Raw genomic sequence first — 23,010 nt, forward strand, 5'->3', positions numbered from 1 at the left:
ATACTCCTAGAGAATGCGGACGGACGGCTTCGGGCGCTGTCCATCGGGAAAGGGTTTGAGCTGCATGTCGAAATAATCCTCGACAAGCGCCGGCGCGGAGGCGAGGCCGAGCGGGGCCGAACGCAGGCTGTGCCTGATATAAAGCCCGTCGATCAGGGCCGCGGCCCCTTCCGCGATGCGCGCGGCGTCATCGGGCGGGCAGAGCCGGTTGAGGCTTGCCATGAGGTTGGAGCGCAGGCGGCGGGAATAAAGCACGAGCAGACGGCGGGTTTCTTCCGAGCGCTGCGCCTCGACGTAAAAGGCAAGCCATGCCGCTACCGTCTCGGGCGTGAACTGGTCGCTCTGGAAGGAGACGTGCACGATGGCGCTCAGCCTTTCGCGCGGGCCGTTGGCGCGGGTCAGCGCCGCCACCGCGTCACGTCTCAGATCCCGCAGCAGGCTGCGGATGGTTTCCAGAAGAAGCTGCTGCTTGCTGCCGAAATAATGATGCGCAAGCGCCGCCGATACGCCCGCTTCCCGGGCGATATCCGACATCGTCACATTCAACGAACCATGGTGGCCTATGGTGCGTAACGCCGCATCCACAAGCGCCTTCCGGCGCACAGGCTCCATTCCGATCTTGGGCATAGAGGTCTCCTTGATGGCGGGCAAAATATTCTTGATTGATCAATCAATCAATAAAAAATGCGCCATTTCATGTCGCTGATTTGCCATGGATCAAAGAAACGCCGGCACAGCCTGACATGACTACCCATACGCATGCTGCGGCCCGGCTCACGGGGGAAAAACTAAACCGTGATATACTGCAAATTGGGAATGGAACACGTTTCGTGCTAATATGCAGCATGATACAAATTTCGCTGGAAGCGGCGCCAGACGAAAGATGAAAAAACGCCCGCAAGACCGCGATCGCACGCTGTCCGCACCATGGACCGGAGATGCCTTCGCAACGGTTGAACAAGGGAGTGATATCATGCCAATGGTAACAGTATCGATTTCCCCGGAACAGGCAGCAAGAATGCGCGAGGCCGTCAATTGCGGCGCTTACGCATCCGGCAGCGAGGTCGTCAGGGCCGCGCTGAGACTATGGGCGGCCTCTGCCGCAACCGGCACAGACACCACGCCCGCAACGCCTGTAGAGGCAGACCGCGAACGCCTGAATGTTGCGGAACTTTACGCCGCTCACACCGGGCATGCGCGCCGGGCCTGAGGACCCGTGGCTTTCGAGGGGCCTGTGACAAAACCTTCATCAAAGCTTCACAGTCGTGAAAGCTTTTGTTGACCTGTAATCTGCGATTGTCGGCTGCAAAAGAGACAGGTTTCCGTGTGTGCATTTCATGTGTCATGCCACCAACGGGAACCGGCAATAGCGGAGAACAGAAATGCCGGCCGTTACGCTGGAGAACGATGTCATAAGGCGGTTTGCCTCCGGGCACATGTTTCCCATGGCGAAACTTGTACTTGAAACCGCGTTTCAGCCGATTGTCGAGGCGACGACGGGCACGATTTTCGGTTATGAATCGCTGATGCGCGGCCACGACCGGCTTGGTTTTTCCAATCCCCTGGCGCTTCTCGATCAGGCCGCCGAGGATGGCGAGCTGAAGGCTTTCGAGCAGATGCTGGCAAGCCGGGCGCTGGCGAAATTCTCCACCCTGGCGGATTTTTCCACCACCACCCTCTTCCTCAATCTCGATGTGCGGCTTATCCCGCACGGCGATGCCATTCTCGACAAGCTTGTCGGCCACCTGGCGCGGGCGGGTATTCCGGCCTCCTCCATCTGCTTTGAACTTTCCGAGCGTTTCGACAATACCAGCGTGCCGGAATTCACGGCGCTGATTGCCCGCATGCGCAAGGAAGGCTTCAAGCTGGCGATCGACGATTTCGGCGCCGGTCACGGCGAGATGAAGCTTCTATGCGACTATCCGCTGGATTACCTGAAGATCGACCGGCATTTCATCCACGGCGTCGACCATCTTCCGCGCAAGCAGCACCTGGTCCGCAACATCGTCAACATCGCCCATGTTCTCGGCGTCCGGGTCATTGCGGAAGGTATCGAAACCGAAGCGGAATTCCTCACCTGCCGCGAATATGGCGTCGATCTGGTGCAGGGCTGGCTGATCGCCAAGCCGACGGTCTTCACCAGCGAGTTGCCTGAGAGTTTTCCGCACCTCAACCGCATGGGCGTGGCGCGGCGCAGCAGCCAGTCGCTGGATGAAATCCTCATCCGTCGCGAAATAGAGCGCCTTCCCACCGTCTATGAGCATGACAGCGTCGACAGCGTCTTCGAACTGTTCCGCCGAAACCCGCAGCAGGCGTTTTTCCCGGTTCTCAACGCCAATGGCGAACCGCGCGGCGTCATCAACGAATATCACCTCAAGGAATATATCTACCGGCCCTTCGGCCGCGACCTGCTCAAGAACAAGATATATGAGCGCACCATTTCCCACTTCGTCGATCCCGCGCCGATCGTGGGCCTCGATGCGGATGCCGACCAGCTGATGAACATGTTCGCCAGCATGGGTGGCAGCGCCTGCATCATCCTGACCGAAAACATGCGTTACGCCGGCATCGTTTCGGCGGCGTCGCTGATCAAGGTCATCAACGAAAAACAGCTCAAGATGGCGCAGGACCAGAACCCGCTGACGGCACTGCCCGGCAACCGCGCCATCGGCGGCTTCATTGCCGACAGTTGCGGCGATGGCGATGAGACGCGCTTCTTCTGCTATTGCGATTTCGACAACTTCAAACCCTTCAACGACAAATACGGCTTCAACGCCGGTGACCACGCCATCACCCTGTTTTCGGCGCTGATGCGCCGCTACTTCTTTGCCGGCGACTGCTTTCTCGGCCATATCGGCGGCGACGACTTTTTCGTCGGCGTGCGTGACTGGGCGGTGGAGGAACTGACGGAAATCCTCGAGCGCCTGCTCAGCGATTTCCACGCCGAGGTGGCCGAACTCTATTCGCCGGAAGACCGTCAGGCCGGCCGCATGGTCGGGCTGGACCGCCGCGGCAATGAACGGGATTTTGCCCTGCTGCGTTGCTCCATCGGTGTTCTCACGCTGCCGAAAGGGCTGATCATCGCCAATCCCGAGCGCATCGGCAGTGAAATTGCCGGCATCAAGACGGCCGCGAAAGAAAACGAAGGCGGCCTCGTCATCCGGGTGTTCGGCGAGAAAAATTGACACCTACGCATTGTTCCCGTCAAAAATCGGCATCGATTTTCGGCGGGAACGATGCGTAGTTTCAAATAGATAGAACGTCTTTGGCGTCTCTCAAAGGACGCGTGGCGTTCCAGCGACAAACGGCCTTCTTCCCTAAGCGGTGCATCTGCCCTAAATCTCCTGATGACGCCGACAATTGAGGAATTGCCCGTGACCCCGCTCCAGAATTTGGCCCTGCCCGAAAAGATGCGCTTCATCGACCTTCCCTCCCATGGTGGCCCGGAAGTGATGCAGCTTTCGCAAGCGCCTTTGCCGACCCCCGCCAGAGGCGAGATCCTCGTGAAGGTCGAGGCGGCGGGCGTCAATCGCCCCGATGTCGCGCAGAGGCAGGGCATCTATCCGCCGCCGAAGGACGCAAGCCCGATCCTTGGCCTCGAAATTGCCGGTGAGGTGGTTGCTCTCGGTGAAGGCGTCAATGAATTCAAGCCGGGCGAGAAGGTCTGCGCGCTTGCCAATGGCGGCGGCTACGCCGAATATTGCACCGTGCCAGCCGGGCAGGCCCTGCCCTTCCCCAAGGGCTACGACGCCGTCAAGGCCGCCGCGCTGCCGGAAACCTTCTTCACCGTCTGGGCCAACCTCTTCCAGATGGCGGGCCTGACTGAAGGCGAAAGCGTGCTTATCCACGGCGGCACCAGCGGCATCGGGACGACGGCCATCCAGCTCGCAAAGGCTTTTGGCGCTGACGTCTACGCCACGGCGGGCTCCGCGGAAAAATGCGAGGCCTGCGTTAAGCTCGGCGCCAAACGTGCCATCAACTACCGCGACGAGGACTTCACCGCCGTCATCAAGGCCGAGACCGATGGCAAGGGCGTCGATGTCATTCTCGACATGATCGGCGCTGCCTATTTCGAAAAGAACATTGCCGCACTCGCCAAGGATGGCTGCCTGTCCATCATCGCCTTTCTGGGCGGTGCGGTAGCCGACAAGGTCAACCTTGCGCCAATCATGGTCAAACGCCTCACCGTCACCGGCTCCACCATGCGGCCCCGCACCGCCGACGAGAAACGCGCCATCCGCGACGACCTCATCGAGCAGGTCTGGCGGCTCATCGAAAGCGGCCAGGTGGCGCCTGTTATCAACAGGGTCTTCACGCTGGACGAGGTTGTCGAAGCCCACCGGCTGATGGAAAGCAGCAATCACATCGGCAAGATCGTGATGCGGGTGTCCTAATCACACCTCTTGCATTAACGGCGAGATCGTACTACCTTCTAGTTATGTTCAACGTATCGGAAGGAGGTGATCCAATGTCTAATGAGATTTCGGTCTCTGGTGCAGGCAATGGAAAGGGTAGGTTTTCGACGGGGCAGCCCTCGGCGTAAAAACCTCTTGCCTTCGGAACGTTGAGAAACAGTCCCGGGTCTGTAAACAGGACCAAGCTCATGGAAGGGTCGCCTCTGGCGGCCCTTTTCCGTTTGTGGATTCAGCGGCCCAGTATTAAAATCTGGGTATCGATTGAGAACGGCACCGCGAGTTCAACGCTTGATGCCGCCCGTGACACTCTCCTTCCGTCATGCCGGGCTTGACCCGGCATCCAGCCAGCCCAAGTCCTTGGGCTGAAGGGTGTCTTTCCGCTACGCAGACGCGTGTCGCCTGGATTCCGGCTCGAGGCCGGAATGACGGGGGTGTTAGTCGCCCGATCAGTCACTCTCCGCGTCACATATCATCACACGCGCGCGTCCGGTGGCACGCCACCCGTGATCCTCTCCCTACTTCTTGCCGAACACCTTCCACCGCGTCGGGCGAAAGCGCAGCTCGGCTCCCACTGCCACGGCGGCGTTCAGCGGCACCTCGATTTCTAGGTGATAGGGTTCATGGCCGTTATTGGCGATGTCGATTTCGGCGATGCGGGTGCCGGCAAGGCGGCGACAGGTGGTGACCTTGCCGTAAAGCGCGTTTTTCTCGTCGGTCAGCACAACGTCTTCCGGGCGGAAGAAAAGCTCGCCTTCGCCTGTACCGGTTTCGGAGACACCGATGCTTTCGCCCTGAAACACCACCTGGCCGTCGCGGATCGTCACCGGCAGGCTGGAGGATTCGCCGATGAAGGAGAAAACGAAGGGAGAATTGGGCGTGTCGTAGACGTCATCCGCCGTGCCGACCTGCTCGATCTTGCCCTGGCTCATGACGACGACGCGGTCGGCCAGTTCCAGCGCTTCTTCCTGATCGTGGGTGACGAAAACGGTGGTGTGGCCGGTGCGGTCATGGAATTCGCGCAGCCAGCGACGCAGCTCCTTGCGGACCTTGGCGTCGAGCGCGCCGAAGGGTTCGTCGAGCAGCAGGACCTTCGGCTCGATGGCGACGGCACGGGCAAGCGCCACGCGCTGGCGCTGACCGCCGGAAAGCTGGGTGGGATAGCGTTTTTCGAGACCGGAGAGATGCACCATGTCAAGAAGTTCGGACACCCGCCGACGGATTTCGGCCTTTGGCGGGCGCTTGGCGGAGGGACGCACCTTCAGGCCGAAGGCGATGTTCTCCGCCACCGTCATGTGGCGGAACAGCGCGTAGTGCTGAAAAACGAAACCGACATTGCGTTCCTGCACCGTGCGGTGCGAGGCGTCCTCGTCCCCGAAGAAGATATGGCCTTTGGTCGGCTGCTCAAGGCCGGCGATGAGGCGCAGCAGCGTCGTCTTGCCGGAACCGGAGGGACCGAGCAGCGCGATCAGCTCGCCGGAACGAATGTCGAGCGACACGTCGTTCAGCGCGGGAAAGCGATCGAACTGCTTGGTGATGCCGGAAACTTTCACTTCCATGAATATGCCTTTCAATGCTTGCCGGCTGCGTTGCCCGCGCCAAAGCGTATTTCGAGAATGGTTTTGAGAACGAGTGTCACGAGCGCCAGACCCGCGAGCAGCGTCGCCACCGCAAAGGCCGCGCCAAGATTGTACTCATTATAGAGTATCTCGACATGCAACGGCATGGTGTTGGTCTCGCCGCGAATATGGCCTGACACCACCGAGACGGCGCCGAACTCGCCCATGGCGCGGGCGTTGCAGAGCAGCACCCCGTAGAGCAGGCCCCATTTGATATTGGGCAGCGTGACGTACCAGAAGGTCTGCCAGCCGGTTGCGCCAAGCGAAATCGCCGCTTCCTCATCGCCATTACCCTGTTCCTGCATCAGCGGGATGAGTTCACGCGCGACGAAGGGAAAGGTCACGAAGATGGTGGCGAGCACGATGCCCGGAACCGCGAATAGGATTTCGATGCCGTAACCCTTCAGCCACGGCCCGAGCACGCTGTGTGCGGAAAACAGGATGACATAGACCAGACCGGAAATAACCGGCGAGATCGAGAACGGCAGGTCGATCAGCGTTATCAGGAACGCCTTGCCCTTGAACTCGAATTTCGCGATCGCCCAGGCGGCCGCGACACCGAAGATAAGGTTGAGCGGCACCGAAATGGCGGCGACAAGCAGCGTCAGGCGGATTGCGGAGAGCGCATCCGGCTCGACGATCGCCTGCCAGAAGGCGTCCGCGCCCTTCCGGAAAGCTTCGAAGAATACCGATATCAGCGGCAGCACGAGAAAGGCGGCAAGAAAAAGGAAAGCGATGGCGAGCAGCGCCAGCCGGGCGGGCAGGCTCTCGCTGGCGGGATCGCGAAACGGTCGGGATGAGGTGCGGGAAGCGTCAGACATAACCGTACCTCTTGCGGCTCCAGGCCTGAATGAGATTGATGAGGAACAGCATGGCGAAGGAGATGATCAGCATGATGGTGGCGATGGCTGTCGCGCCCGCATAGTTGAACTCCTCCAGCCGGATGACGATGAGCAGCGGTGCGATTTCCGAGACGTAAGGGATATTGCCGGCGATGAAGATGACCGAGCCGTATTCGCCGACGCCGCGCGCAAAAGCGAGCGCAAAACCGGTCAGGATGGCGGGCGTCAGGCTTGGCAGCAGTACGCGGGTGATGGTCTGGAAACGGTTGGCGCCGAGCGTTGCCGCCACCTCCTCCACCTGCCGGTCAATTTCCTCCATGACCGGCTGCACGGTGCGGACCACGAATGGCAGGCCGATGAAGATCAGCGCGATGACAATGCCGGTCGGCGTAAACGCGATCTTGATGCCGAAGGGTTCGAACAGCGAACCGACCCAGCCGCGATTGGCATAAAGCGTGGTGAGCGCGATACCAGCAACCGCCGTCGGCAGGGCAAAGGGCAAATCCACGATGGCATCAACGAACCGGCGGCCGGGGAAACGGTAACGCGTCAGAACCCAGGCAACGATGACGCCGAAAAACGCATTCACCAGCGCAGCAATGAAGGCCGTGCCGAAACTGACGCGCAGCGCGTTCAGCGTGCGGCTGTCGGTGGCAATCGTAATAAAATCTGCAAAACCAAGTTTCGCCGTGGACCAGACAAGGCCGCCGAGCGGAATAAGAATGATGAGAAACAGATAGGTTACCGTGTAACCGAACGTCAGGCCGAAGCCGGGTATTACGCTCGATTGACGCCACTTCCACCTGTTTCCGGATGTATTATTGCTCATCAAGGCTCCGGATAGTCAAAAGGAGCCGGCGTTCCCCGGCCCTTATTATAAAGTATCGACCGGCATGGTGTCCGGTCGATTGATCTGCTTTTCGAGTTTCCCTTCGTGGGGCGGGCGATCTCGTTTCAGCCCATCATCCGCTTACTTGGCGGGCTTGTAAATCTGGTCGAAGATGCCGCCGTCACCGAAATGTTCCGGCTGCGCCTTGGCCCAGCCGCCGAAGATCGGATCGTCGATGGTGACGAGCTTGATCTCGGGCAGTTGCTTCAGCAGATCCTTGGAGACGACCGCAGGGTTCGACGGGCGATAGAAGTGCTTGGCCGCAATATTCTGGCCTTCGTCGGAATAGAGATATTGCAGATAGGCTTCAGCCGCCTTGCGGGTGCCCTTGGCATCGACGTTGGCGTCAACCACGGCGACCGGCGGTTCGGCAAGGATCGAGATCGGCGGCACGACGATATCGAAGGCATCCGCACCGAATTCCTGACCGGCGAGATAGGCCTCGTTTTCCCAGGCCAGCAGCACGTCGCCGATCTGGCGCTGCGCAAATGTGACCGTGGAACCACGGGCGCCGGTATCGAGAACCGGGGCGCGCTTGTAGAGTTCGCCGACATAGGCCTTGATCTTGTCCTGATCGCCCTTGAACTCTTCATTCGCCCAAGCCCAGGCGGCAAGATAATTCCAGCGCGCGCCGCCAGAGGTCTTGGGGTTCGGCGTGACGATCTGGATATCGCCCTTCACCAGATCGCCCCAGTTATGGATGCCCTTCGGATTGCCCTTGCGGACGAGAAACACGATTGTTGAGGTGTAAGGCGAGGAATTATGCGGCAAGCGGCCGCGCCAGTCCTTGTTGATCTTGCCGGAATTCTGAACGATGGCATCGATATCGCTCTGCAGCGCCAGCGTCACCACATCCGCTTCCAGACCGTCGATGACCGAGCGCGCCTGCTTGCCGGAACCGCCATGCGACTGCTGGATCGTGACGTCTTCACCGGTATCGGCCTTCCACTTCTTGGCGAAGGCTTCGTTGAAATCCTTGTAGAGTTCGCGGGTGGGATCATAGGACACGTTGAGCAGCTTGGTTTGCGCTACGGCCGAACCAACACCCCCAAGAGCCAAAGAAAGGCCGAGAGCAACAACGCTCAAACCGGACAGAAGCTTAGACATCGGTATTCCCTCCTGATGAATATGGCTTAACTCTACTGGTTGAGTAGAGTTGGTCAATGAGGCCGAATACGATCGAAAAAGTGTTTCCCGAGAGCGTTTCCCCGGGCAACAAATACAGCGCACCACAAGCCAATCACGCAACAAGCGTCGTGTAAAACTTTGCTGAATGCAAAACCGTTTCACATTTTTGACGATTTTTTGCGCCTGAGACGAAAAATATTACGGCCTTTTAGACGATTTTTTCGTCAGGCCGTCAAAAGCTCGGGCACTTCCACACCGGCAACGGCATCCGCAACAGTGGTGTTGAAAAGGATGTTGCGGGTGGCATCCGCCACGCGGGCAAATACGTGGCGTATCTCGCACTGCTTCTCGCCATCGCAATCCTCGCAGCGGCGATAGGCGGTCTGCGACAGGCAGGGCAAGGGGGCAAGCGGCCCGTCGATCAGGCGCAGCACCTCGCCGAAGGTGATATCAGAGGCCGGCCGTGCCAAGAGATAACCGCCCTGCTTGCCACGTCTGCTTTCGACGATGCGTTCCTTCTTCATTTCGAGAAGGATCTGTTCCAGGAATTTTTTCGGAATGGCCTGTTCGCGGGCAATATCGGAAATTTGCACAGGACAGCCGCCGTCGGCCTTTGCCAGCGAGAGAAGCGCCCTCAGCGCATATTTTGCCTTCTGCGAAATCATCGTAAAACCAGTAGACCACAAGCCCGGAAACCCGGCAATTCCGGCTTAGCGCAGAAGTTGTCACAATTCAAATCCAAGCTGCAAAGAAGGTGAACGGGCATCTTTTGCTCATACAAAGCGCGCGTGAGGCATTTTTGCTCTGAAGTGCAGCGCACAAAGACTGTCATTTCTGTTCCGGAGGCCGGATTTCAACAATAATCGGCCATGGAAATCCCGGACGTGACAATGACGATCAATTCAGCAAATGCCTCTGCCGATACCGCATCCCTCGACGCCACGCTTGCCGGGCTCGATCTTGCGGGACGACTTTCCTTCATCGCCGGTCTCGGCGGCCGTGCGGTCTTCACCACCAGCCTCGGCATCGAAGATCAGGTTATCACCGCCGCCATCGGTACGCACCGGTTGCCGATCGATGTCGTGACGCTGGAAACCGGCCGTCTGTTCAAGGAAACCGTCGATCTCATCGATGAAACCGAGGAACGTTTCGGCATTGAAATCCGTCGCTTCCGGCCCGAGCAGGACGATATCGACGCCTATGCCGCGAAATACGGCCTCAATGGGTTTTACGAAAGCATCGAGGCGCGTCACGCCTGCTGTCATGTCAGAAAGCTGATCCCGCTTGGCAAGGCGCTTGATGGCGCTGCCTTCTGGATCACCGGTCTCAGGCGCGGCCAGTCGGGCAACCGCGCGACGACGCCTTTCGCCGAGTTCGACGCCGAGCGTAATCTCATCAAGATCAATGCTCTGGCGGACTGGGACATCGACCAGATCCAGGCCTATGTCGCGTCTGAAAACATTCCCGTCAATCCGTTGCATGCGCGTGGTTACCCCTCCATCGGCTGCGAGCCGTGTACACGCGCCATCAAGCCCGGCGAGCCTGAGCGCGCCGGTCGATGGTGGTGGGAAAACGACGAGAAGCGCGAATGCGGTCTTCACGTCGCCGGTGCGGAACAGACACCCGCCGTTTCCGCCATCCCGCAACGATAATCATTCAGTACATTTTCCGGAGTTCACAATGTCCAACGCAGTCCACGAGACGGACAGCAAGAATACTGTCGCATCCAAGCCGCCGCTCGATCCCCATCTGAAGGCGCTTGAAAACGAAGCCATTCACATCTTCCGCGAAGTTGCCGCCGAATTCGACAATCCCGTGATGCTGTATTCCATCGGCAAGGATTCTTCCGTGCTGCTGCATCTGGCGCGCAAGGCCTTCTTCCCCGGCCGCGTGCCCTTCCCGCTGCTGCACGTCAATACGGGCTGGAAATTCAAGGAAATGATCGAATTCCGCGACAAGATCGTCAAGGAATATGATCTCGACCTCATCTCCTACACCAACCCGCGCGGCGAGACGGAAAACGTGACGCCCTTCTCCCACGGATCGGCGCTTTACACCGACATCATGAAGACGGAAGCGCTGCGTCAGGCGCTTGATGCCGGCCAGTTCGACGCGGCCTTCGGTGGCGCACGCCGCGACGAGGAAGCGAGCCGCGCCAAGGAGCGCATCTATTCCTTCCGCACGCCCGACCACAAATGGGACCCGCGCAACCAGCGCCCGGAACTGTGGAACATCTATAACGGCATGGTCCGCAAGGGCGAAAGCGTGCGCGCCTTCCCGCTCTCCAACTGGACCGAGGTCGATATCTGGCGTTACATCGAAGCGGAAAACATTCCGCTGGTGCCGCTCTATTACGCTGCCGAGCGTCCTTACATCGAGCGCGACGGCATGATGATCCTGGCCGAGGATGAGCGCCTTGAATTGCTGCCCGGCGAAGAGGTTCAGCACGGCTCGATCCGCTTCCGCACACTCGGCTGCTTCCCGCTGACCGGCGCGATCCGTTCCGAAGCCGCCACGCTTCAGGAAGTCATTGCCGAGCTGGAAATCGCCACCGTTTCCGAACGGCAGGGCCGCGCCATCGACCGCGACCAGTCCGGTTCGATGGAGAAGAAGAAGCGCGAGGGCTATTTCTGATGACCGCCGCTGCCACCAATAACGCCTCCACGGCCACCATTCTGCCCTTTGCCGAACATTCGAAGGCGACGCGCGACACGCGCCCGCTTCGTCTCATTACCTGCGGCAGCGTGGATGACGGCAAATCGACCCTGATCGGTCGTCTCCTGTGGGACACCAAGGCCGTCAAGGAAGATCAGGCCGCCACACTGCACCGAGACAGCGGCAAGCAGAACGATCTCGGCCTGCCCGACTTCGCCCTGCTGCTGGACGGTTTGCAGGCCGAGCGCGAACAGGGCATCACCATCGATGTCGCCTATCGTTATTTCTCCACCGACAGGCGTGCCTTTATCGTGGCCGATACGCCCGGCCATGAGCAATATACCCGCAACATGGCGACCGGCGCTTCGACCGCCGATCTCGCCGTGCTGCTGGTCGATGCGCGCACTGGCATTCTGGAACAGACACGCCGCCACGCCACCATTGCCGCCCTGATGGGTATCCGGCAATTCGTGCTGGCCATCAACAAGATCGACCTGACGAATTACGACAAGGCCGGTTTTGAACTGATTGCCCACGAGTTCCGCGATTTCGCCTCCGACCTCGGCATCAAGCAGATCACCGCCATTCCGATGTCGGCGCTGAAGGGTGAAAACGTCGTGCTATCAGGCAAGGCTTCCATGCCCTGGTATGAAGGCCCGACGCTGGTCGAAACGCTGGAGCTAGCCACGGTGCGCTCGGCGCAATCGGGTGGCTTCCGCTTCCCGGTACAGCGCGTGTCACGCCCCGGCGAAAGTTTCCGTGGGTATCAGGGCACGGTTGCCGGCGGTTCGGTCAAGCCGGGTGACAGCGTCGTTGTCCTGCCTTCCGGCATGGTCGCCAACGTCAAGCAGATCGTCACTTTCGATCTGCTGCGCAACGCTGCTGTAGCGGGTGACGCGGTCACGCTGGTTCTCGACCGTCAGGTGGACGTATCGCGCGGCGACATGATCGTCTCCATCGAAGCGCAGCCGCAAACGGGGCTTTCTTTCGACGCACAGATCGTGGCGTTGCAGCCGGGTGGCATCGAAGCCGGCAAGCGCTACTGGCTGAAAAGCGGCAGCCGCCGCCAGCGCGTCAGCGTACAGCCGGTCAGCCAGCTCAACCTGAAAGAAGGTGAATGGCAGTCGCACGAGACGTCGCTGCCGATGAACGCCATCGGCAAGGTGCGGCTCTCCTTCGACGAGACGGCGATCTTCGACGCCTATGAACAGAACCGGGCGACTGGCTCCTTCATCCTGATCGATCCCGATACCAACAACACGGTTGCGGGCGGCATGATCACCGGCAAGCGCAGCGTTGGCGCGACCGAGGAACAGGGCGACAGGGTCATCCTTTCCCTTCCCGCCCATCTGGCTGAGAAGCTTCTGGCAAGCGAATTGCTCGCCAAACACCGCGACGAGATCGACATCCGCCGCACGGATGGCGCAACGGCCTCGCGACTGATCAGCGATCTGGACTGAGAAACCCGCTTAAAACAAAAAAGGCGACCGCGCTCTGCGGTCGCCTTTTTTTGTTGTGGTGGCTGTGGTCAGATACAGCTTAAAAAACAAACATATAAAGCAGAATGATCACGAAGATCGGAACGCCCATAGCCCACAGCGCAATACCCTTCAGCATGTTATCCTCCATTGTTGTTGTGAATGGAGAACGGCTGAGGAAGCGTTGTGTTCCCTGCGGCTGCGCTGACAATCGCTTCATTCCAGCCGATAACGGCAAACGCATCAAGTCCGCGAAGGTGGGCAGGGCCGAGAAGATGGCGAGCGCATGGCACCGTTTCACATTGGCGCTGCTGCCTACGCCGTGACCCGGATTGTCCAGCCACGACCATTCACAGGGGAAACCCGTGGACCTGTGTTCAGGCCCGGTTAATAGCCGACACGTCACTCTCTCATCAATGGAACTGCGTACTCCAACACACGTTAGAGTCCGTCATTGGGAGATGAGGATTATGAAAATTTTGACTGCAGCGATCTGCCTGGTTTCGGTCGGCATCCTGAGCGGCTGTGTCGACGATCAAGGATACCGTAGCGGCGGATATTATACGACAGGCGTGTATTACCGCACCTATGACCGCGATCGCTACTACCGCGATTATGACCGTCGCGACTGGCGCGACCGAAGGGATTGGCGTGGTGATCGCCGGGACTGGCGCGATCGTCGCGACTGGCGTGGTGATAACCGCTACCGCTAACGATGATCGACTGGACTTACATTCAAGACCATTGGGATTGGGCAGGGCACATTCTAGAAGCCGTCATTATGGCGTCGATTGTCGCCGTGCTGTTTCGCTTATTCGTTAGCTGGCGAATGGCGTGGATAGTCGGGCTGGCCTTCGCTGCTGGTCATTTCCATGGTCGGGAAAAACGCGACTACGAGGTCTCGGTCCAAATGCCCCCTCCCCATCTGGAAGGCTATTACTTCTGGAATTGGTCGTGGGATGGTTTAACCGACTTCTGGCCGACGGCTGTTGTTTGTGTTTTTCTCATTTTCGCGCTGGCGAGAATGAGTAAATGACTGTCCGTGCAGTCGCCAAAGCCCTGATTTGCAGGTGCAGCCGCGAATGCATTCTAACGGGTCCGGTTTTTAAACGGTCCGGTTTCGGTGCGAGACTTTGATTTAGGGATTTTCAGGAAATATCGGGATCAGTTGCGAGCCCCGGGAAAGATTGGGCTTAAGCTGGTCGGAGTGAGAGGATTCGAACCTCCGACCCCGTCGTCCCGAACGACGTGCGCTACCAGACTGCGCTACACTCCGTGACCAGCGGCGCTTCTATAGACCAGCCTCCGGCATTCGACAAGCGGCATATTGCATTTTTTATGACAAGTTTTCGCAGCGCGGCGAAGGGTGGTCGCAAAGCACCTGTCGCGTGGGGTGGGATGCCGGAAAACGTTACAAAAAAGCAATTGTGGCAGGAAATTTTCGTCAAGCGGCACACCTCCCCTGCCCGTCGCCGCCAAATCTGCTAGGGGAACGGAATGACCGGCGGGAAGCCGGACACGGCACAAAGGACATTTCACCATGCTATTTCGCAGCGTAACGCTCGCAGGGCTCGCCATTGCGCTCTCCGCCTGCACGACATCGACGGGCTCTGCCCCTTCCTTCACCCAGAAGAGCCCCGTTGAGACGCGGTGGGTCGGTCAGTCCGCGGGTATTTTCTTTGCAAAATTCGGCCCGCCGCTGAGCGACACGGAAACCGGCAGCTCGACCATCTATAACTGGCGCGGCGGCTACAAGAAGGCCACTGTTCCGGCCAAGTTCGAAGAAGGCAAGGACGGCAAGAAGGGTCGCCAAATCTCGCCTGCCCGAACCGCCTCGCTCTCCTGCACGGTTCAGCTGACCGTCTCCAGCGATTACACCATCACCTCGGTGCGCACGGTCTCCGACCGCCCCGGCGTGAACGGCCCGAGCTACTGCGCGGAATTCCTCGCCGCAAACTAAAGTTTTCGACCAGAAAACGGAACGAACCAAGGCCCGCCCGAACCGGCGGGCCTTTTCACTTTTTCGAGATTATTGTCAGTTTCCGAAAAATTTTTTGCCCGGAACGGCGCGGTCTGGCCCGACACGCGCTGCAAACGCTGGATTGCAGGCCTTTCCGCGATATTGCGCACTTAGGACACTTTCAACCGTTTGAAAGCACCGTCTAATCTTCGCAACCATAAAAATGACAATCGGCAAAGCCGTGCAAATCGCCGTTGCGACCTTATGTCCCGGCAAAATCCCTGCAAAAGCGCTTGAACTGGAGTGAAGAAGTCAGGGTTGTGCCGGTTTGAGCTTTGCTATAACGGGGCAATTGGGAGGAGTGTTTTTAACACAAAACAAGAATCAGGTATGGCCGTGACTCCCATCGATCAAGACAAATCCCAGCTCACTGATCTTTCCACACATGCGCTTCCCATGAACCGCAGACAGGTTCTCGGCACTGCGCTCGCAGGGCTCGCGACGGCGGCGCTGCCGACATCTTCACTTCTCGCCAATACGACGGCGGCCAAAAAGGTCGACGTACTTCTGATCGGCGGCGGCATCATGAGCGCGACGCTCGGTGTCTGGCTGCGCGAACTCGAGCCGACATGGTCAATGCAGATGATCGAGCGGCTGGACGGCGTAGCGCTTGAAAGCTCCAACGGCTGGAACAATGCCGGCACCGGCCATTCGGCGCTTGCCGAGCTGAACTACACGCCGGAAGACGACAACGGCAACATCAAGATCACCCAGGCCGTCAACATCAACGAATCCTTCCAGATTTCCCGGCAGTTCTGGGCATGGCAGGTGCGCAACGGCGTTTTGAAGAACCCGCGCTCCTTCATCAACCACACGCCGCATATGAGCTTCGTCTGGGGCGATGAGAACATCGCCTATCTGGAAAAGCGCTACCAGGCGCTGAAGGCAAGCCCGCTTTTCGCCGGCATGGAATATTCCAGCGACCCCGAGCAGCTCAAGAAATGGGTGCCGCTGATGATGGAAGGCCGCGATCCTTCCCAGAAGATCGGCGCGACCTGGTCGCCGCTCGGCACCGACATGGAATTCGGCGAAATCACCCGCCAGTTCGTATCGCACCTGCAGAGCGATAAAAACTTCGACCTGCAGGTCAACAGCGAGGTTTCCGACATCCAGCGCAATGCCGATGGCAGCTGGCGCGTGACCTATAGCAACCTGAAGACCGATGCCGAACAGACCGTGGATGCGAAATTCGTATTCATCGGCGCCGGCGGCGGCGCGCTGCATCTGTTGCAGATGTCCGGCATTCCGGAAGGCGAAAACTATGCCGGCTTCCCCGTCGGCGGTTCGTTCCTGATCAACGACAATCCTGACGTGACGATGCAGCATCTGGCCAAGGCCTACGGCAAGGCCTCGGTCGGCTCGCCGCCCATGTCGGTTCCGCATCTGGATACCCGTGTGCTTGGCGGCAAGCGCGTCATCCTGTTTGGACCTTTCGCCACCTTCTCGACCAAGTTCCTGAAGGAAGGCTCCTATTTCGATCTCGTCTCCTCCGTCACGACAAGCAATGCCTGGCCGATGGTGCGTGTCGGCATCGATGAATATCCGCTGGTGGAATATCTCGCCGGCCAGCTGATGATGTCGGATGACGACCGTTTTGCCGCGCTGAAGGAATATTTCCCCAACGCCAAGCAGGGCGAATGGCGCCTGTGGCAGGCGGGTCAGCGCGTGCAGATCATCAAGCGCGACGAGGAAAAGGGCGGCGTGCTGAGGCTCGGCACGGAAATCGTCGCCGCGCAGGATGGCAGCATCGCCGGCCTGCTCGGCGCTTCGCCGGGCGCTTCTACCGCAGCGCCTATCATGCTGAGCGTCCTGGAAAAGGTCTTCAAGGACAAGGTGGCAACCCCGGAATGGCAGGCCAAGATCCGCCAGATCGTGCCAAGCTACGGCACCAAGCTCAATGACAACCCGGAAAAAGTGCAGCAGGAATGGGCCTACACCGCCGAACACCTGCAACTGCCGACACCGCCGCAGATCGATCTGGATGCGCTGAAGGGGGCTGGTGCGGCACCTGCTGGTGCGCCGGTGAAGAAGGTTCCGGATATCGCGCTTTAAGGCTTGGTTGCGATTTTGGATTGAACGCCGCGTGTCTCTGGATGCGCGGCGTTTTTGTTGATGCACGCCTTTCCCGCACTCATCCGCGGGCTTGACCCGAGAATGACGGCGGACAGGTTTTCGCGCTTAACGGTATCCTGGGTTATAGCGTGGCTTGTGCTGTCTTTCGCTGAGCCCCCCGAACTTCTCCTGAAGTTTCCTTGCATGGTCTCCAGCACGGGAGTGAAGATGGGCGGCGCGGAAGACGAGCTTTGCACCGCCTGCCCGGCTCTATCAGAACTTCATGTTCAGCAACTCAGGAAAATTATAGTACCGCAACCGCTTGTCACGGCAGCGGTAGTCATTCTTTGAAGCGTCCACGCTTAAATTCTTGTACACGGCTACGCCAATATACGACCAATCGGGGTTGGAACGTTCCGCCGTTCGCGTGCAATAAGCGTAAATCTGCTTTTCAGGGTCGAGCAGCACTACGCTCGAAATCTCGGCTTTCGTAAAATAACCGGCTTTGATAGTTCCGCGCATGGCATCCACATAGTCACGTTTAATCGGTCTGGACGGTGGACGTTGCGAATCCAAAACGGATTGCGGTGCCGGAGTCTGGCATCCAGCCAGTGTCATCACGGCGGCACAGAGAAATAAAGCTGTCCTCATTCAATTCAATCCCCAAAATGCAAGGCACAAGACGCAAACTATATCCTACGAATATTGCGATAATATTCGCAACGCGCAGGTATCCACAGCCGATAGTATCAAGGTCACTCTTCGATAGTCCGGGCAATAACCATTTATCAATGAGGTTGCGGCGCGCTCTTCCAGCTTCCTCACCTCCGATGATCACGCCGCTAACTGCTTGGCAGAAAGTGGGCGACTATCACTCACGCAACATAGGTGATCGAAAGAGTTCAAATCTTGCGGCAAACGGGGTACATAGTGAGGTACGCATCTAAGTCTAAGTCTCTTATTTAACTGCGGTAAGAAAATTTGGCTGGGGCGCCAGGATTCGAACCTGGGAATGCCGGTACCAAAAACCGGTGCCTTACCGCTTGGCGACGCCCCAACAGGGCAGCATGGGCGAAACGCCGCTGCCTGAACCGGGCCTGATTAGCAAAGCCTGCCCGACGCGGCAATGACCTGACGGTTTATTTTTTCACAAAATCCAAGCTTTTTGGATGCCGTGCCTGACATGGCATGTTAGGGCTTGGCGATTGTGCGGCCAAGGCCGTGCGGCGGGTAGCATGGCATTATCTCAGGAGGTCTCGATGGCGGACCCGGCATTCGATCTCGATTTCAGGCCGGCCTATGGCGAGGCGGTTCCTGTCGCCCCACTTATCCAGCGCATCACCGTCAACAATCCTTCCGCCTTCACCTTCCACGGCACCAACAGCTATATCGTCGGTGATCGTTCCGTCGCCGTCATCGATCCCGGCCCGGAGGATGAGGTGCATTTTCAGGCGCTGATGGCGGCGCTTGATGGCCGCGAGGTCACCCATATCTTCGTCAGCCACACCCATCGCGACCACTCGCCGCTTGCCCGGCGACTGAGCGAGGCGACCGGGGCGCTAACGGTAGCGGAAGGCCCGCATCGGGCCGCCCGGCCGCTGCATGTGGGCGAGACCAATCCCTTTGCCGAAAGTTCCGATATGGCTTTTGTGCCTGACATGGCGCTTGGTGACGGGCAGAGCCTTTCCGGTGATGGCTGGACGCTCACCGCGTTGCATACGCCGGGGCACACCGCCAACCACACCGCCTTCGCACTCGAAGGCAGCGGCATCGTCTTTTCCGCCGATCACGTCATGGCCTGGGCCACCACCATCGTCGCGCCGCCGGATGGGGCGATGAGCGATTACATGGCCTCGCTGGAGCGGCTGCTTATCCGCGACGACCGGCTGTTCCTGCCCGGCCACGGCGGCCCGGTCAACGATCCGGCCGCCTTCATGCGCGGGCTTCGCGCCCACCGCCGCATGCGGGAAAGGGCCGTTCTGAAACGCATCCGGGAAGGCGACCGGTGGATTGCCGATATGGTGAAGGTGATCTACGCCAGCACCGACAAGCGCCTGCACGGCGCGGCGGCACTTTCCGTGCTCGCCCATATCGAGGACCTGATCGAAAAGGGTGAAGTGCGGACCGAAGGCCCGCCTTCGCTGCTGGGTGAGTATTTTCCGGCGTGAGGCAGCTGTTTGGAGGCTGCGCTCAAACCAGAGTCATCACATCCTCCTCCGTCATTCCGGCCTTGAGCCGGAATGACGGAAACTAAGCCTAATTATCGTTCAACCCCTGCATTTCCGCATCCAGCGCATCGAGATAGGCTTCGGCGATCGCCGCACCCATGCCGAGATCGTGCGGGCCGTAACGGGAGGCCACGCGCATGTCGACGATGGTGGTTTCCGCTTCTTCCTTCAGGCGGATGAGGATGTCGAAACGCAGGCCCCAGATGCGCGTGCGCGTTTCGCCCTGCATCAGCACCACACCGCTGCCGTTAAAGAAAGTGGGCTGCGGCGCCTCAAGCGGCCGGGCCATGGGAACCGGCACGATGGAGGGCAGATCTTCTACTGGCGATTCCTCGGCGGGCGGTGTTTTGCCCTGTTCGGGAATGACGACGGGCGGCGGCTCCACCGCGCCGATGACACCTTTGGTATGGGTAATGCGGATATTCTGGGCAGCGGCCATTTTTTTGGCGGCGGTGTAGATGCGGTCTATCGCGCCTTCATAGCGGCGGCCGGCAAGGCTCGCATAGGCCACGGCCTGCGCGTCGCGGGTCTCTTTGGAAACGGTCGCGGGTCTTGTCAGCCATTGCTGGTTGGCAACCGGCGGCACCAGCCATTCCGGGGCGTCGGCAAGATCGGTGGAGATGTCGTAAATCTTCGGCTGCTGCCAGTAGAGAAAAGCACCGTAACCGACGACGCCGAGCGGCAGCGCCGACAGAAGCAGCGCCGCAAGTGCCGAAAGGCCACCCCGCGCACCCTTGGTCCACAGCCGTTCTAGGCCAACCAGCGCCAGAAGCACCGCCACCAGCGCAATGCCGGCGGCAATGATGAGCAGTCCGACGAGATCAGGCGTCGTCAGCGGCCCAAAACGGTGGATGCCGGCGGCGACAAGAAAAAGCGCAAGCGCCACTAGTCCAAGATAGCGGGAAAGATAGGCAGCAACCGAAAAAGGCCGGACGAAACGCACTGTCATGGAAGCGGATATCCGTAAGATCGCATTGGCTTGAAAGCGTTGCACCCGAAATCTGGCAAGGGAATCACCTGCATATGATGTCATAGACCGGATTTGCGGCAAGGAAAACAAAGGACGGGTTCGATCTGCCGGTAAAGCGTGCGAACCTTGCCTCCGCCACGCCCGTCCTCGGGTCAGGCCCGAGGATGATCCGGCATCCAGCCACGGCGCATCGGCCCCGTGAGAAGCGAGGGCGAAGAGATGGTGAAATATTTTTCCGCTTCACCTCAACTTAAGAGAATAATGCACCGGTAGCGCAACAAATACGCAAGCTCATCCCTTAATTGCTGAGGAAATCGGCGTATTCTCCGTCACTTCCTTTGAGAATGCGTGTAAAACGTGCATCATTCTCGTTTTCTTGCATAAAAAAGAGACAAGCCATGTCACAGGCAACGACGCCCGCCCGCTCATCCGGGCCAAAACCCTTTTATCGCAATTTCGGCTTTCAGGTTCTGATCGCCATGGTCATCGGTCTGCTGCTCGGGCTCGTTGCGCGCAATATCGGTCCTGATGCCGCCGGCAGCGCGAACTGGCTTTCCGTGACGCTGCAGACGATCGGCAGCATCTTCGTGCAGCTATTGCGCGCACTTGTGCCGCCGCTGATTTTCACGGCCATCGTTGCCTCCATCGCCAATCTCAAGAACCTCAGCAATGCGGCAAAGCTGGTCTGGCAGACGCTTCTTTGGTTCGCCATCACCGCGCTCATCGCCGTGGTCATCGGCATCGTGCTCGGCCTCGTCATCCAGCCGGGCGTCAACACGGCGATTGCAAATACGGCAGCGGCCGCCCCTCCTCCACCGGCTCCTGGCTCGACTTCCTGAAGGGTCTCGTCCCGGCCAACGTCTTTGGTCTTGAGGCTTCGACCAAGGTCAACAACGGTTCCGCCAGCACGTCGCTGAACTTCAACGTGTTGCAGCTGCTCGTGGTGTCGATTGCCTTTGGTGTCGCCGCGCTGAAAGCGGGCAAGGCGGCAGAGCCGTTCCTCGCCTTCAACCAGTCGCTGCTTGCCATCGTGCGCAAGATCCTGTGGTGGGTCATCCGCCTCACCCCCATCGGCACCATCGGCCTGCTCGGCCGTGCGGTTGACCAATATGGCTGGACGACGCTTTCGCAGCTCGGCTGGTATGCGGCGGCCGTTTATATCGGTCTGGCGCTGGTGCTGTTCGTGGTCTATCCGGCGTTGCTTCTCGCCCACGGTCTGAAGCCCTCGCGCTTCTTTGCGGGCGCATGGCCGGCAATCCAGCTCGCCTTCGTGTCGCGTTCCTCCATCGGCACCCTGCCCGTCACCGAAACCGTGACGGAAAAGAGCCTCGGCGTACCGCGCGAATACGCCGCCTTCTCCGTACCTCTCGGCGCCACCACCAAGATGGACGGTTGCGCCGCCATCTATCCGGCGATTTCGGCGATCTTCATCGCGCAGTTCTTTCAGGTGCCGCTCGGCATTCAGGACTATGTGCTGATCGTCTTCGTCTCGGTGCTGGGCTCTGCCGCGACAGCCGGCCTGACGGGTGCTGTTGTCATGCTGACGCTGACGCTTTCTACGCTCGGCCTGCCGCTCGAAGGTGTTGGCCTGCTACTCGCCATCGACCCAATCCTCGACATGGGCCGCACGGCGGTCAACGTCGCCGGTCAGGCGCTGGTGCCCACCATCGTCGCCAAGCGCGAAGGCATTCTGGATGAGGCCGTTTATAACAACGCCAAGGACATCGAGGCGCTTGATGACCGCGACGCGGTGGCCGCCTGATCGAGGCAATTGGAGGTGGCTTCTACCCGTACGCCACTTCCTTCCTGCCAATGATCAACGCCACCGATGATTTCGATCATCTTAGCGATGCCACCATGAAGCAGCCGCCAGCAATCAAAAGCTGAGCGGCTGCGATCATGTCTAGCGTCACCTATCGGAAAACTGTTGTGCAATTCGTTTAGTGTTGTGGGAGACACTGGAAGCCAATCCAACCGCAACCGGCACGACCGACCGACCGAACGGGCATGCACGCAGGTAATGTTTCATATGTCCGATAGTTTCGGCAAACACGATCCGGCTCTTACCGTTCGCCGCATTCTCAAAGTCAATCATGCCGGCGAGTTTGGCGCTATCCGCATCTATGGAGCACAGATATGGATGGCTCGTCGGCTGTTTCCGGACATCGTGTCCGCTCTTCATGAAATGCGGGAAGACGAAATCGATCATTGCCGCCTGTTCCGGGAGGCCATGCCTTCAAGAAATGCCAAGCCCTGTCGCGTGATGGCGTTTTGGAGCCTCGGAGGTTATCTGCTCGGCTTTTTGACCGCGCTTGGCGGACGCAACATGGTCTGGATTTGCACCGAGGCGGTGGAAGGCACTGTTCACCGTCATCTGGAAGAGCAATTGGCCTTTTTGCAGACGAGAGATCCTGAGCTTCATCAGCTGATTGCCTCTATTCAAGAACAGGAACTGGCCCATCTGCGGGAGGCCGAGAAAAACCAGATGACGCGCGGCATGGGCCACAGGTTGCTTCTACCGATTATCGGCTTTCTCACCGACTTGATGATCTGGCTATCGACCTGGGGAGACTCAAGCTGGATGCGCGCCGAAATGGAGCGCTCCAAGCGAGCCTGATGGCTCACCCCGATGCAACTTTCCGCCCGGACTCGGCTTTTCCCCGCATAAAAACAGGCGTATCAATCGCGGCAATAAAAGTGCCGTCCGCCTGTCATGT

The 23,010-nt window shown here is 59.1% G+C and carries 21 protein-coding genes, 2 tRNA genes and 1 pseudogene; 13 read left to right on the forward strand and 11 right to left on the reverse strand.

The window, feature by feature from the left end; all coding sequences use genetic code 11:
* Nucleotides 1-6 precede the first annotated feature (6 nt).
* The gene (betI, locus tag RBH10_RS18745) at nucleotides 7-627 is read right to left on the reverse strand and encodes a transcriptional regulator BetI (protein WP_045018167.1); all 621 of its coding nucleotides are present in this window, start codon (nucleotides 625-627) and stop codon (nucleotides 7-9) included.
* Nucleotides 628-973: 346 nt separating this feature from the next.
* On the opposite strand from betI, the gene RBH10_RS18750 reads away from it, so the two are divergent.
* The 3 genes from RBH10_RS18750 (at nucleotide 974) to RBH10_RS18760 (ending at nucleotide 4,394) form a co-directional block, all read left to right on the forward strand.
* Nucleotides 974-1,210, forward strand: coding sequence for a type II toxin-antitoxin system ParD family antitoxin (locus RBH10_RS18750; protein ID WP_045018398.1), 237 nt, complete (start codon nucleotides 974-976; stop codon nucleotides 1,208-1,210).
* 172 nt (nucleotides 1,211-1,382) lie between these two features.
* The gene (locus RBH10_RS18755; protein ID WP_281036162.1) at nucleotides 1,383-3,185 is read left to right on the forward strand and encodes a GGDEF domain-containing protein; all 1,803 of its coding nucleotides are present in this window, start codon (nucleotides 1,383-1,385) and stop codon (nucleotides 3,183-3,185) included.
* A gap of 225 nt (nucleotides 3,186-3,410) precedes the next feature.
* Nucleotides 3,411-4,394: an NAD(P)H-quinone oxidoreductase gene (locus RBH10_RS18760; RefSeq protein WP_281037351.1), complete on the forward strand. Its 984-nt coding sequence runs from the start codon at nucleotides 3,411-3,413 to the stop codon at nucleotides 4,392-4,394.
* Nucleotides 4,395-4,930: 536 nt separating this feature from the next.
* On the opposite strand, the gene RBH10_RS18765 is transcribed toward RBH10_RS18760, so the two are convergent.
* From RBH10_RS18765 to RBH10_RS18785, 5 genes are all read right to left on the reverse strand, one after another.
* The gene (locus RBH10_RS18765; protein ID WP_281036161.1) at nucleotides 4,931-5,971 is read right to left on the reverse strand and encodes a sulfate/molybdate ABC transporter ATP-binding protein; all 1,041 of its coding nucleotides are present in this window, start codon (nucleotides 5,969-5,971) and stop codon (nucleotides 4,931-4,933) included.
* Between the two features lie 11 nt (nucleotides 5,972-5,982).
* On the reverse strand, nucleotides 5,983-6,852 hold the full coding sequence (cysW, locus tag RBH10_RS18770) for a sulfate ABC transporter permease subunit CysW (RefSeq protein WP_045018175.1): 870 nt from the start codon (nucleotides 6,850-6,852) through the stop codon (nucleotides 5,983-5,985).
* Nucleotides 6,845-7,702: a sulfate ABC transporter permease subunit CysT gene (gene cysT, locus RBH10_RS18775; protein WP_045018176.1), complete on the reverse strand. Its 858-nt coding sequence runs from the start codon at nucleotides 7,700-7,702 to the stop codon at nucleotides 6,845-6,847. Before cysT ends, cysW begins: the two co-directional genes overlap by 8 nt.
* Before the next feature lie 141 nt (nucleotides 7,703-7,843).
* Entirely contained in the window at nucleotides 7,844-8,869 is a 1,026-nt protein-coding gene (locus RBH10_RS18780) for a sulfate ABC transporter substrate-binding protein (RefSeq protein ID WP_281036160.1), read from the reverse strand.
* Nucleotides 8,870-9,114: 245 nt separating this feature from the next.
* Complete coding sequence (locus RBH10_RS18785; RefSeq protein WP_003509013.1) at nucleotides 9,115-9,555, reverse strand: Rrf2 family transcriptional regulator; 441 nt, start codon at nucleotides 9,553-9,555, stop codon at nucleotides 9,115-9,117.
* A 204-nt stretch (nucleotides 9,556-9,759) separates the two neighbouring features.
* On the opposite strand from RBH10_RS18785, the gene RBH10_RS18790 reads away from it, so the two are divergent.
* The 3 genes from RBH10_RS18790 to cysN are packed head-to-tail and all read left to right on the forward strand — an operon-like array spanning nucleotide 9,760 to nucleotide 13,005.
* A complete protein-coding gene (locus RBH10_RS18790) occupies nucleotides 9,760-10,542 on the forward strand; it encodes a phosphoadenylyl-sulfate reductase (protein WP_281036159.1) in 783 nt (260 codons plus the stop codon).
* Between the two features lie 28 nt (nucleotides 10,543-10,570).
* On the forward strand, nucleotides 10,571-11,524 hold the full coding sequence (gene cysD, locus RBH10_RS18795; RefSeq protein WP_045018182.1) for a sulfate adenylyltransferase subunit CysD: 954 nt from the start codon (nucleotides 10,571-10,573) through the stop codon (nucleotides 11,522-11,524).
* Nucleotides 11,524-13,005 (forward strand): sulfate adenylyltransferase subunit CysN, encoded by a 1,482-nt coding sequence (gene cysN / locus RBH10_RS18800; protein WP_281036158.1) that lies wholly within the window; start codon nucleotides 11,524-11,526, stop codon nucleotides 13,003-13,005. Before cysD ends, cysN begins: the two co-directional genes overlap by 1 nt.
* Before the next feature lie 79 nt (nucleotides 13,006-13,084).
* On the opposite strand, the gene RBH10_RS18805 is transcribed toward cysN, so the two are convergent.
* The gene (locus RBH10_RS18805) at nucleotides 13,085-13,324 is read right to left on the reverse strand and encodes a hypothetical protein (RefSeq protein ID WP_281036157.1); all 240 of its coding nucleotides are present in this window, start codon (nucleotides 13,322-13,324) and stop codon (nucleotides 13,085-13,087) included.
* 169 nt (nucleotides 13,325-13,493) lie between these two features.
* Between RBH10_RS18805 and RBH10_RS18810 the strand changes: the two genes are divergently transcribed.
* Both RBH10_RS18810 and RBH10_RS18815 read left to right on the forward strand, forming a co-directional pair.
* Complete coding sequence (locus RBH10_RS18810; protein ID WP_082065746.1) at nucleotides 13,494-13,736, forward strand: hypothetical protein; 243 nt, start codon at nucleotides 13,494-13,496, stop codon at nucleotides 13,734-13,736.
* A gap of 2 nt (nucleotides 13,737-13,738) precedes the next feature.
* Nucleotides 13,739-14,059 (forward strand): hypothetical protein, encoded by a 321-nt coding sequence (locus RBH10_RS18815; RefSeq protein WP_281036156.1) that lies wholly within the window; start codon nucleotides 13,739-13,741, stop codon nucleotides 14,057-14,059.
* A gap of 163 nt (nucleotides 14,060-14,222) precedes the next feature.
* Here RBH10_RS18815 and RBH10_RS18820 read toward each other — a convergent pair.
* Nucleotides 14,223-14,299: transfer RNA gene (locus tag RBH10_RS18820), tRNA-Pro, on the reverse strand.
* Between the two features lie 264 nt (nucleotides 14,300-14,563).
* Between RBH10_RS18820 and RBH10_RS18825 the strand changes: the two genes are divergently transcribed.
* Nucleotides 14,564-14,983 (forward strand): hypothetical protein, encoded by a 420-nt coding sequence (locus RBH10_RS18825; protein ID WP_045018188.1) that lies wholly within the window; start codon nucleotides 14,564-14,566, stop codon nucleotides 14,981-14,983.
* Nucleotides 14,984-15,373: 390 nt separating this feature from the next.
* Nucleotides 15,374-17,095, forward strand: a complete 1,722-nt coding sequence (gene mqo, locus RBH10_RS18830) for a malate dehydrogenase (quinone) (RefSeq protein WP_281036155.1) — start codon at nucleotides 15,374-15,376, stop codon at nucleotides 17,093-17,095.
* A 273-nt stretch (nucleotides 17,096-17,368) separates the two neighbouring features.
* On the opposite strand, the gene RBH10_RS18835 is transcribed toward mqo, so the two are convergent.
* Nucleotides 17,369-17,746, reverse strand: coding sequence for a hypothetical protein (locus RBH10_RS18835; RefSeq protein ID WP_281036154.1), 378 nt, complete (start codon nucleotides 17,744-17,746; stop codon nucleotides 17,369-17,371).
* A gap of 331 nt (nucleotides 17,747-18,077) precedes the next feature.
* Nucleotides 18,078-18,152, reverse strand: a tRNA-Gln gene (locus tag RBH10_RS18840).
* Nucleotides 18,153-18,354: 202 nt separating this feature from the next.
* On the opposite strand from RBH10_RS18840, the gene RBH10_RS18845 reads away from it, so the two are divergent.
* Complete coding sequence (locus RBH10_RS18845) at nucleotides 18,355-19,263, forward strand: MBL fold metallo-hydrolase (protein WP_281036153.1); 909 nt, start codon at nucleotides 18,355-18,357, stop codon at nucleotides 19,261-19,263.
* An 88-nt stretch (nucleotides 19,264-19,351) separates the two neighbouring features.
* Here RBH10_RS18845 and RBH10_RS18850 read toward each other — a convergent pair whose 3' ends face one another.
* Nucleotides 19,352-20,272 carry a DUF1499 domain-containing protein gene (locus tag RBH10_RS18850; RefSeq protein ID WP_281036152.1) on the reverse strand — a complete coding sequence of 307 codons (921 nt, stop codon included), beginning with the start codon at nucleotides 20,270-20,272 and terminating at the stop codon, nucleotides 19,352-19,354.
* Nucleotides 20,273-20,691: 419 nt separating this feature from the next.
* On the opposite strand from RBH10_RS18850, the pseudogene RBH10_RS18855 reads away from it, so the two are divergent.
* Both RBH10_RS18855 and RBH10_RS18860 read left to right on the forward strand, forming a co-directional pair.
* Nucleotides 20,692-22,055, forward strand: a pseudogene (locus tag RBH10_RS18855) (dicarboxylate/amino acid:cation symporter).
* Nucleotides 22,056-22,313: 258 nt separating this feature from the next.
* Nucleotides 22,314-22,910, forward strand: a complete 597-nt coding sequence (locus RBH10_RS18860; protein WP_281036150.1) for a demethoxyubiquinone hydroxylase family protein — start codon at nucleotides 22,314-22,316, stop codon at nucleotides 22,908-22,910.
* Nucleotides 22,911-23,010 lie beyond the last annotated feature (100 nt).

Origin of the sequence: Rhizobium sp. AN73, from assembly GCF_030757975.1 — a bacterium.
GTDB lineage: Bacteria > Pseudomonadota > Alphaproteobacteria > Rhizobiales > Rhizobiaceae > Agrobacterium > Agrobacterium arsenijevicii.

What these genes read in the sequence shown, in the direction of transcription:
- RBH10_RS18845 (WP_281036153.1), top strand. Translation starts at nt 18,355, where the DNA reads ATGGCGGACCCGGCATTCGATCTCGATTTCAGGCCGGCCTATGGCGAG.
- RBH10_RS18860 (WP_281036150.1), top strand. Translation starts at nt 22,314, where the DNA reads ATGTTTCATATGTCCGATAGTTTCGGCAAACACGATCCGGCTCTTACC.
- cysD (WP_045018182.1), top strand. Translation starts at nt 10,571, where the DNA reads ATGTCCAACGCAGTCCACGAGACGGACAGCAAGAATACTGTCGCATCC.
- RBH10_RS18785 (WP_003509013.1), bottom strand. Translation starts at nt 9,555, where the DNA reads ATGATTTCGCAGAAGGCAAAATATGCGCTGAGGGCGCTTCTCTCGCTG.
- RBH10_RS18815 (WP_281036156.1), top strand. Translation starts at nt 13,739, where the DNA reads ATGATCGACTGGACTTACATTCAAGACCATTGGGATTGGGCAGGGCAC.
- cysT (WP_045018176.1), bottom strand. Translation starts at nt 7,702, where the DNA reads ATGAGCAATAATACATCCGGAAACAGGTGGAAGTGGCGTCAATCGAGC.
- mqo (WP_281036155.1), top strand. Translation starts at nt 15,374, where the DNA reads ATGGCCGTGACTCCCATCGATCAAGACAAATCCCAGCTCACTGATCTT.
- RBH10_RS18765 (WP_281036161.1), bottom strand. Translation starts at nt 5,971, where the DNA reads ATGGAAGTGAAAGTTTCCGGCATCACCAAGCAGTTCGATCGCTTTCCC.
- betI (WP_045018167.1), bottom strand. Translation starts at nt 627, where the DNA reads ATGCCCAAGATCGGAATGGAGCCTGTGCGCCGGAAGGCGCTTGTGGAT.
- RBH10_RS18760 (WP_281037351.1), top strand. Translation starts at nt 3,411, where the DNA reads ATGCGCTTCATCGACCTTCCCTCCCATGGTGGCCCGGAAGTGATGCAG.
- cysN (WP_281036158.1), top strand. Translation starts at nt 11,524, where the DNA reads ATGACCGCCGCTGCCACCAATAACGCCTCCACGGCCACCATTCTGCCC.
- RBH10_RS18810 (WP_082065746.1), top strand. Translation starts at nt 13,494, where the DNA reads ATGAAAATTTTGACTGCAGCGATCTGCCTGGTTTCGGTCGGCATCCTG.
- RBH10_RS18825 (WP_045018188.1), top strand. Translation starts at nt 14,564, where the DNA reads ATGCTATTTCGCAGCGTAACGCTCGCAGGGCTCGCCATTGCGCTCTCC.
- cysW (WP_045018175.1), bottom strand. Translation starts at nt 6,852, where the DNA reads ATGTCTGACGCTTCCCGCACCTCATCCCGACCGTTTCGCGATCCCGCC.
- RBH10_RS18780 (WP_281036160.1), bottom strand. Translation starts at nt 8,869, where the DNA reads ATGTCTAAGCTTCTGTCCGGTTTGAGCGTTGTTGCTCTCGGCCTTTCT.
- RBH10_RS18790 (WP_281036159.1), top strand. Translation starts at nt 9,760, where the DNA reads ATGGAAATCCCGGACGTGACAATGACGATCAATTCAGCAAATGCCTCT.
- RBH10_RS18755 (WP_281036162.1), top strand. Translation starts at nt 1,383, where the DNA reads ATGCCGGCCGTTACGCTGGAGAACGATGTCATAAGGCGGTTTGCCTCC.
- RBH10_RS18750 (WP_045018398.1), top strand. Translation starts at nt 974, where the DNA reads ATGCCAATGGTAACAGTATCGATTTCCCCGGAACAGGCAGCAAGAATG.
- RBH10_RS18835 (WP_281036154.1), bottom strand. Translation starts at nt 17,746, where the DNA reads ATGAGGACAGCTTTATTTCTCTGTGCCGCCGTGATGACACTGGCTGGA.
- RBH10_RS18850 (WP_281036152.1), bottom strand. Translation starts at nt 20,272, where the DNA reads ATGACAGTGCGTTTCGTCCGGCCTTTTTCGGTTGCTGCCTATCTTTCC.